This is a genomic window from Streptomyces recifensis, from assembly GCF_002154615.1.
Lineage (GTDB): Bacteria > Actinomycetota > Actinomycetes > Streptomycetales > Streptomycetaceae > Streptomyces > Streptomyces griseoluteus.
The window spans coordinates 1-8543 of record NZ_MUNH01000151.1; the positions used below are offsets into that span (position 1 = coordinate 1).

General features: G+C 73.2%; 7 protein-coding genes. All 7 read left to right on the forward strand.

Annotated elements, in window-relative coordinates; genetic code table 11:
• A partial coding sequence (locus tag CCN33_RS09745; RefSeq protein WP_140394499.1) for an ABC transporter ATP-binding protein occupies window positions 1-444 on the forward strand: 444 nt, incomplete at its 5' end.
• Window positions 445-450: 6 nt separating this feature from the next.
• On the forward strand, window positions 451-3018 hold the full coding sequence (locus CCN33_RS09750) for an ABC transporter permease (RefSeq protein WP_086693238.1): 2568 nt from the start codon (window positions 451-453) through the stop codon (window positions 3016-3018).
• A gap of 178 nt (window positions 3019-3196) precedes the next feature.
• Window positions 3197-4888: a DEAD/DEAH box helicase gene (locus tag CCN33_RS09755; RefSeq protein WP_086693240.1), complete on the forward strand. Its 1692-nt coding sequence runs from the start codon at window positions 3197-3199 to the stop codon at window positions 4886-4888.
• Between the two features lie 73 nt (window positions 4889-4961).
• Window positions 4962-5387, forward strand: coding sequence for a GNAT family N-acetyltransferase (locus CCN33_RS09760; protein ID WP_086693242.1), 426 nt, complete (start codon window positions 4962-4964; stop codon window positions 5385-5387).
• A 160-nt stretch (window positions 5388-5547) separates the two neighbouring features.
• Window positions 5548-6900: a hemolysin family protein gene (locus CCN33_RS09765; RefSeq protein WP_086693244.1), complete on the forward strand. Its 1353-nt coding sequence runs from the start codon at window positions 5548-5550 to the stop codon at window positions 6898-6900.
• Complete coding sequence (locus CCN33_RS09770) at window positions 6897-7910, forward strand: hemolysin family protein (protein WP_086693246.1); 1014 nt, start codon at window positions 6897-6899, stop codon at window positions 7908-7910. Before CCN33_RS09765 ends, CCN33_RS09770 begins: the two co-directional genes overlap by 4 nt.
• A gap of 74 nt (window positions 7911-7984) precedes the next feature.
• A partial coding sequence (locus tag CCN33_RS09775) for an SGNH/GDSL hydrolase family protein (RefSeq protein ID WP_086693248.1) occupies window positions 7985-8543 on the forward strand: 559 nt, incomplete at its 3' end.

The window sequence follows — 8543 nt, forward strand, 5'->3', positions numbered from 1 at the left end:
CTGCCGATGGACATCGCGGGCCGTAAGCCCGAGCCCGGCTGGGTGGACCAGGTGATCGACAGGCTGGGACTGCGGGACCGGCTCGGGCACCGCCCGGCCCAGTTGTCCGGTGGCCAGCAGCAGCGTGTCGCCTGCGCGCGGGCGCTGGCCTCGCAGCCGGAGCTGATCTTCGCGGACGAGCCCACCGGCAACCTGGACTCCCGCTCGGGTCTGGAGGTGCTGGGCTTCCTGCGCAGTGCGGTGGACGACCTCGGGCAGAGCGTGGTCATGGTGACCCACGACCCCGGCGCCGCCGCCCACTCCGACCTCGTGCTCTTCCTGGGCGACGGCCGGATCGTGGACCGCATGGAGCGGCCCACGGCGGACACCGTGCTGGAGCGGATGAAGGCGTTCGACGTGGTCCGGGGCCGGCTCGGCGACGACGCCGTGGCACGGGAGGACTGAACCCCCGTGCTCAAGGCGACCCTGAGAAGTTTTCTCGCGCACAAGGGGCGGCTGGCGCTCTCCGCGCTGGCCGTCGTACTGTCCGTGGCCTTCGTCTCGGGGAGCCTGATCTTCTCCGACACGGTGACCCGCACCTTCGACCGGCTGTTCGCCTCCACGGCGGCGGACGTGACGGTCGGCCCGAAGCAGGACCTGCGCTCCCCGGTGCCGGGCGGCGCGACGCTGACGGTGCCCGCGGACCTCGCCGGCCGGGTGGCGAAGGCCCCCGGTGTCGCCTCGGCGCACGCGGACGTGTCGGTGCAGAACGTCACGGTGACCGACAGCCGCGACCGGTCCGTCGGCCCGACCACCGGCGCCCCGACGATCGCCACCTCCTGGCACCTGACCGACCGCAGCCCGGTGGAGCTGACCTCGGGTCACGCCCCGCGCGGCGCGGACCAGGCCCTGCTGGACGCGGACACCGCGGGCAAGAAGCACGTGGGCATCGGCGACACGCTGACCGTGCAGGCCCAGCCGGGCACGTTCCGGGTGCGGGTCGTGGGCATCGCCACCTTCCGCACCACCAACCCCGGCGCCGCGCTGGTCTTCCTCGACCAGGCCACCGCCGGGAAGCAGTTGCTGGGCTCGGCGGGCAAGGCCACCTCCATCTCGGTGGAGGCGGCACCGGGCGTCACCGACCCGGAGCTGAAGAACCGCGTCGCCGCCGCGATCGGCGGCGGTGGCTACGAGCTGCGGACCGCCGCCGAACAGGCCAAGTCGGCGGCGGCGAACCTCGGCGGATTCCTCGACGTGATCAAGTACGTGATGCTGGGCTTCGCCGGAATCGCGGTGCTCGTCGGCATCTTCCTGATCGTCAACACCTTCTCCATGCTGATCGCCCAGCGCACCCGGGAACTCGGCCTGCTGCGGGCGCTGGGCGCGGACCGGCGTCAGGTGCGGCGCTCGGTGCTGCTGGAGGCGATGCTGCTCGGCGTGGTGGGCTCCACGCTGGGCCTCGCGGCCGGGATCGGGATGGCGTACGGGCTGATCCGGCTGATGAGCCTGTTCGGGATGAACCTGAAGGCCACCGAGATGGTGATCGGCTGGGGCACGCCGGTGGCGGCGTACGTGGTCGGGGTGGGCGTCACCTTCGTCGCCGCCTACCTCCCCGCGCGGCGGGCGGCGACGGTGTCCCCGATGGCGGCCCTGTCGGACGCGGAGATCGCCGGGGTGGACAAACCACTGACCGGCCGGGCCGTCGCGGGCGCGGTCATGGGCGTGGCCGGGGCGGCGGCACTGGCCGGGTGCGTGGCGGCGACGAAGGCGGCTCCGGCGGCCGCGCTGCTGGGGCTGGGCGTCGTGCTGACGCTGATCGCCATGGTGATCGCCGGGCCGCTGCTGGTGCGGCCGGTGATCCGGGTGCTGGGCGGCGCCTTCCCCGCGCTGTTCGGTTCGGTGGGCCGGATGAGCCAGCGCAACGCGCTGCGCAACCCGCGCCGTACGGGCGCCACGGCGGCGGCGCTGATGGTGGGTCTCGCGCTGGTCGGCGGGATGTCGGTGGCGAGCGCCTCGATGTCGGCCTCGTTCGACCGGCAGATCGATCGCACGCTGGGCGCGGACTTCATCGTGCAGAGCGCCAACTTCACGCCGTTCAGCGCCGATGTGCGGCGCACGGTGCGGGGGACGGAGGGCGTCGGGCTGGTCGTACCGCAGCGGATCACGCCGCTCGCGGTGCGGATGCCGGACGGCAGACGGGTGCAGACGGCCGCCTCCGCCTACGGTCCGCGTCTGGACGACGTCGTGCACCTCACCTACGCGAGCGGCGGCACCGGGGCCGCCCTGGCGGACGGCCGGCTGGCGATGGACGCCAAGTTCGCCCAGGGCCACGGGGCGCGGCTGGGCAGCACGCTGGCCGTGGAGTTCCCCGGCGGCAAGGTGGCCCGGCTGACGGTCGGCGCGCTCACCAACCTGGAGTCGCCGGAGGGCTTCGGCACGCAGGGCGGCATCTTCCTGGGCCTCGGCACGGTGGACACGTACGTCCCCGGCGGCCAGGACTCGGTGCTCTACGTCAACGCCGCCCCCGGCACCGACGCGGCCGGCCTGCGGGCGAACCTCACCTCGGCGCTGAAGCCCTACCCGCAGCTCCAGGTCCGTGACCAGGCCGACTACAAGAAGCTGGTGCACGACCAGATCTCGGTGCTGCTGTACCTGGTGTACGCGCTGCTCGGGCTGGCGATCGTCATCGCGGTGCTCGGCGTGGTCAACACCCTGGCGCTGTCGGTGGTGGAGCGCACCCGCGAGATCGGGCTGCTGCGGGCGATCGGGCTGAGCAGGCGGCAGTTGCGCCGGATGATCCGGCTGGAGTCGGTGGTGATCGCGGTGTTCGGGGCGGTCCTCGGGCTGGCGCTGGGGCTGGTGTGGGGCGTGTGCGGTCAGCAGGTGCTGGCGCTGCGCGGGCTGAAGGACCTGCAGGTGCCCTGGGGCACCATCGTCGCCGTGATGATCGCTTCGGCGGTGGTGGGCGTGGTGGCTGCCCTGTTCCCGGCGCTGCGGGCGTCGCGGATGAACCTACTGGCCGCCATCGCCCACGAGTGAGGGTCCCGGTCCGGTGGCGGGTTTCTCCCCGGCACGGCACGGTATAGATGGTCCGTACCGCGTGAACTGCAAGGGGGCGCGTCCCGGCGCGGACTCGGGCTCCCTCGCGGGTCCGCGCGTCTTCGAGGCCCGGCCGGCCACCCAGGTACCGCGTCCCCCAGCCGAAAAGGGATGCGCCATGACGACCAACACCAGCGACGGGCAGGTCGGCTTCGCCGATCTCGCCCTGGCCCCCGAGATCCAGCGGGCGCTGACCGCGCTCGGCTACGAGGAGCCCACGCCGATCCAGCAGGAGGCCATCCCGCCCCTGCTGGAGGGCAACGACCTGCTGGGACAGGCGGCCACCGGCACCGGCAAGACCGCCGCGTTCGCGCTGCCGGTGATCCAGCGCATCGCCGCCGAGGGCAAGGGCAAGGGACCCAGCGCGCTGGTGCTGGTGCCGACCCGCGAGCTGGCCATCCAGGTCTCGGAGGCCGTGCACCGCTACGGCACCGACCTCGGCGTCCGCGTCCTGCCCGTCTACGGCGGCCAGCCCATCGGCCGCCAGCTCCGCGAACTCCAGCGCGGGGTGGACGTGGTGGTGGCGACGCCGGGCCGTGCGCTGGACCACATCGCACGCGGCACGCTGCCCCTCGGCGGCCTGCGTACGGTCGTGCTGGACGAGGCCGACGAGATGCTGGACATGGGGTTCGCGGAGGACATCGACTCGATCCTGGAGAACGTGCCGGAGGAGCGCCAGACGGTGCTGTTCTCGGCGACGATGCCCTCCCGGATCGACTCCATGGCGCGCAAGCACCTCAGCGACCCGGTGCGGGTGCGGATCGAGCGGGAGGCCCCGGCGCCGGGCGAGGCGCCGCGCGTCCGGGAGTCGGCGTACATCGTGGGGCGGGCGCAGAAGGCGGCCGCGCTGGGGCGGCTGCTGGACGTGGAGTCCCCGGAGGCGGCGATCGTGTTCTGCCGCACCCGTGACCAGGTCGACCAGCTCTCCGAGACCCTCAACGGCCGCGGCTACCGCGCCGAGGCGCTGCACGGCGGGCTGAGCCAGGAGCAGCGGGACCGGGTGATGGGCAGGCTGCGCGGCGGTACGGCGGACCTGCTGGTCGCCACCGACGTCGCGGCGCGCGGCATCGACGTCGAGCACCTCACGCATGTGATCAATTACGACGTGCCCTCGGCGCCGGAGTCGTACGTGCACCGCATCGGCCGGGTCGGCCGCGCGGGCCGCGAGGGCGTGGCGATCACGCTCGCCGAGCCCCGCGAGTCCCGGATGCTGAAGGCGATCGAGCGGGCGACCGGCCGGAAGGTCCCGCTGGAGAAGGTGCCCACGGTGGCGGACCTGCGGGCCAGGCGGCTGGAGCTGACACGGGCCGCGCTGCACGAGAGCCTGCTGGAGGACGGGGACCTGGAGCGGTTCCGGGTGGTGGTGGAGACCCTCGGCGACGAGTTCGACGTGATGGACGTGGCGCTCGCGGCGGTGAAGCTGGCCCATGAGTCGGGCGGCGCGGCCTTCGACGAGGAGGAGATCCCGGAGCTGGCGCCCAGGGACCGCGACCGGGGCGACCGGGGGCGGGGCGGCGACCGCGACCGGGGTCAGCGCGGACGGCCGCGCGGACGGACCTCGCCGGGCATGACCCGCCTGTTCGTCGGCGCCGGACGCAGCGCGGGCGTACGGCCGCAGGACCTCGTCGGCGCCATCGCCGGCGAGACCCGTCTGAGCGGCCGGGACATCGGCGCCATCGAGATCGCGGACCGCTTCTCCCTGGTGGAGGTCCCCGAGGAGGCGGCGGACGACGTCGTACGCGCCATGCGCGGCGCCAACGTCAAGGGCCGCCGGGCCCAGGTGCGCCGGGAGCGCGACCAGTCCCGCTGAAGATCCGGCCGCCCGGTCTCACGTACCGGAAACCTCCTGGTCCACCGGCCGGATGGTCTGGTTGGCTCGGGGCATGAGCGATCCGAGCATCCGTCACGCCGTGCCCGCCGACATCGACACCGTGCTGGCGTTCTGGGGCGAGGCCGCCGAGGGGACGAGCATCAGCGACGACCACGCCGGGGTGGCCCGGCTGATCGAGCGGGACCCGGAGGCCCTGCTCCTGGCGGAGCTGGACGGAGTGCTGGCCGGCACGGTCATCGCGGGTTTCGACGGCTGGCGGTGCTCGGCCTACCGGCTCGCGGTGCACCCCGGCCACCGCCGCCGGGGCATCTCGCGGGCACTGCTGGCCGCGGCCGAGGCCCGCTTCGCCGCGCTGGGCGGGCGGCGCGTGGACGCGATGGTGCTGGTGCGCAACGAGACGGCGCACCATGCCTGGCGCGCGGCGGGGTACGGGCCGGAGGAGAAGTGGCGTCGCTGGGTCAAGCCGCTGACCGGCTGAACCCAGGAGTGCCGCTTTGCTGATCCTTTACCATTGGGGCAGCACCTCGGCACTCGATGAAAGGTTGTGAGCGTCCACCCATGGGCGACCCTGCCGGTCCGCGTCACCGACATCGCGCGGTCCTTCCCGTCCTGACCGATGCTGGGACGGAGGTGACCCGATGACCGAAGTGCTCCTCCTGCTGGTGGCGATCCTGCTCTCGCTCGCCTGCGGCGCCTTCGTGGCGGCCGAGTTCTCGCTGACCACGGTCGAGCGCGGCGAACTGGAGCGGGCCGCGGCGAACGGCGAGACCGGCGCCCAGGGAGCGCTGAAGGCCGTACGCCAGCTCACCTTCCAGCTCTCCGGCGCGCAGCTCGGCATCACCGTGACCAACCTGGTCGTCGGCATGCTGGCCGAGCCGTCCATCGCGGCGCTGCTCTCCGGGCCGTTCCGGGCGATCGGCCTCTCCGAGGCGTCGGCCCGCACGGCCGCCCTGGTGCTGGGCACCGCCCTGTCGACGGTGTTCCTGATGGTCGTCGGCGAACTGGTGCCGAAGAACTGGGCGATCTCCTCGCCGCTGGCCGTGGCCAAGCGGGTGGGCACCCCGCAGCGCTGGTTCAGCCTGGCGTTCCGCCCCTTCATCACCCACCTCAACAACACCGCCAACCGGTTCGTACGCCGCCTCGGTCTGGAGCCCGCCGAGGAACTGGCCTCCGCGCGCGGCCCGCAGGAACTGGTGGCACTCGCCCGGCACTCCGCCAAGGCGGGCGCGCTGGAGCCGGACACCGCCGAACTGTTCGTGCGCACACTGAACCTGGCGGACCTGTCGGCGGAGAACGTGATGACCCCCCGGGTCCAGGTCGTCGCCCTGGACACCCTGGCCACCTGCGAGGACGTGGCGAACGCGACACGGGCCACCGGCCTCTCCCGCTTCCCGGTCTACCGGGGCAACCTGGACTCGGTCCTCGGCGTCGCCCACATCAAGGACGTACTGGCGCTGCCCGCGGAGGACAGGCCGGTCCGGTCGGTCACCCAGATCATGCGCGAACCCCTGCTGGTCCCGGAGTCCCTGACCGTGGACCGCCTGCTGGACCGGCTGTCCGGCCGGCGCACCATGGCCGTCGTCATAGACGAGTACGGCGGCACGGCGGGCGTGGCCACGCTGGAGGACATCGTCGAGGAGGTCGTCGGCGAGGTCCGCGACGAGCACGACCCGCACGAGACCCCCGACCTGGCCCCGGCCGGCACCGACGACCAGGGCCGCGCCCTGTACTCGGCGGACGGCGCGGCCCGCACCGACCAGCTGGCGCGGGTGGGCCTCAGGGTGCCCGACGGCCCGTACGAGACGCTGGCCGGGCTGATCGCCACCGAGCTGGGCCGTATTCCGGAGGTCGGCGACAGCGTGGACGTCGACGGCTGGCGCCTCGACGTGGTGGACGCCTCCGGGCACCGGGCCGCGCGGGTGCTGCTGCACGCGCCGGTGAAGGAATCGGACGGCGGGCACGCCGAGGAGTCGACGGGGAGGACGCGATGACCGCCGTACAGATCCTGATCGGTCTGGCGACCCTGGTCGTCAACGCCTTCTTCGTGGGCGCCGAGTTCGCGCTGATCTCGGTACGCCGCTCGCAGGTGGAGCCGCTGGCCCTGGAGGGTGACAAGCGGGCCCGGCGAGTGCTGTGGGGGCTGGAGCACGTGTCGGCACTGCTGGCGGCCGCGCAGCTCGGCATCACCCTGTGCACGCTGGTCCTGGGTGTGGTCGCGGAGCCGGCCATCGCGCATCTGCTGGAGCCGGTGTTCCACGCCGTCGGGGTGCCCGCGGGGGCCGGGCACGCGGTGTCGTTCGTGATCGCGCTGACCCTGGCCACCTATCTGCACATGCTGCTGGGCGAGATGGTGCCCAAGAACATCGCGCTGGCCGAGCCGGTGCGCACCGCGCTGCTGCTCGGACCGCCGCTGGTGGCGCTGGCCCGTGCGCTGCGCCCGGTGATCTTCGCCATCAACGCCTTCGCCAACGGCCTGCTGAAGCTGCTGCGGGTGGAGACCAAGGACGAGGTGTCCGCGACCTTCACCGACACCGAGCTGGCCGAGATCGTCAAGGACGCCACGGAGGCGGGCCTGATCGACGACCGGGCGCAGGAGCGGCTGCACGACGCACTCGAGCTGGGCAGCCGCCCGGTCCGGGACGTGGTGGTGCCGCTGGAGCGGGTGGTCTACACGAGCGTCGGGGTCACCCCGGAGGAGCTGGAGCGGCTGTCGGCGGAGTCGGGGTTCTCCCGGTTCCCGGTGGTCGACGTGGGACGCCGGATCGTGGGCTACCTGCATGTCAAGGACGCGCTGGACGCCTCGCCGCGCGATGTGCCGTTCCGGCTGCGCGACATGCGGCCGATCGCGCGGGTGCGGGAGTCCTCCCCGCTGGACGACGTGCTCACCGCGATGCGCGGCAGCCGTACGCACGTGGCGGCGGCGATCGGCGCGGACGGCAGGCTGGCCGGGCTGGTGACCATGGAGGACGTGCTGCGGGAGCTGTTCGGGCAGCCCGCCTGAGCGGTGCCGGGGACGGGGACGGGGACGGGGGGACCGACCGGTGGGTACGGCGCCGGGATACCATCGCTGTCGCCATGCAGACGAATCCCACACCTCCCGCGTACACCAGCCTCGTCGCCGTCGGTGACTCCTTCACCGAGGGCATGTCGGACCTGCTGCCCGACGGCTCCTACCGGGGCTGGGCGGACCTCCTGGCGGCCCGGATGGCCGCCCGCACGCCCGGCTTCCGGTACGCCAACCTGGCGGTGCGCGGCAAGCTGATCCAGCAGATCGTGGACGAGCAGGTACCGCTCGCCGCCGCGATGCGTCCCGACGTGATCACGCTGGTCGGCGGGCTCAACGACACCCTGCGGCCCAAGTGCGACATGGTCCGCGTGCGGGACCTGCTGACCGAGGCCGTGGAACGGCTGACGCCGAACTGCGAGCGGCTGGTGCTGATGCGCAGCCCCGGCCGCCAGGGCCCGGTGCTGGACCGGTTCCGGCCCCGCATGGAGGAGCTGTTCGCCTGCGTGGACGAGCTGGCCGCCAAGCACGACGCGGTGGTGGTCGACCTGTACGGAGCACCCTCGCTGGGCGACCCGCGCCTGTGGGACGTGGACCGGCTGCACCTCACCCACGAGGGGCACCGGCGGG

Coding starts and splice junctions, on each gene's coding strand:
- CCN33_RS09755 (WP_086693240.1), top strand. CDS start 3,197: ATGACGACCAACACCAGCGACGGGCAGGTCGGCTTCGCCGATCTCGCC.
- CCN33_RS09760 (WP_086693242.1), top strand. CDS start 4,962: ATGAGCGATCCGAGCATCCGTCACGCCGTGCCCGCCGACATCGACACC.
- CCN33_RS09765 (WP_086693244.1), top strand. CDS start 5,548: ATGACCGAAGTGCTCCTCCTGCTGGTGGCGATCCTGCTCTCGCTCGCC.
- CCN33_RS09770 (WP_086693246.1), top strand. CDS start 6,897: ATGACCGCCGTACAGATCCTGATCGGTCTGGCGACCCTGGTCGTCAAC.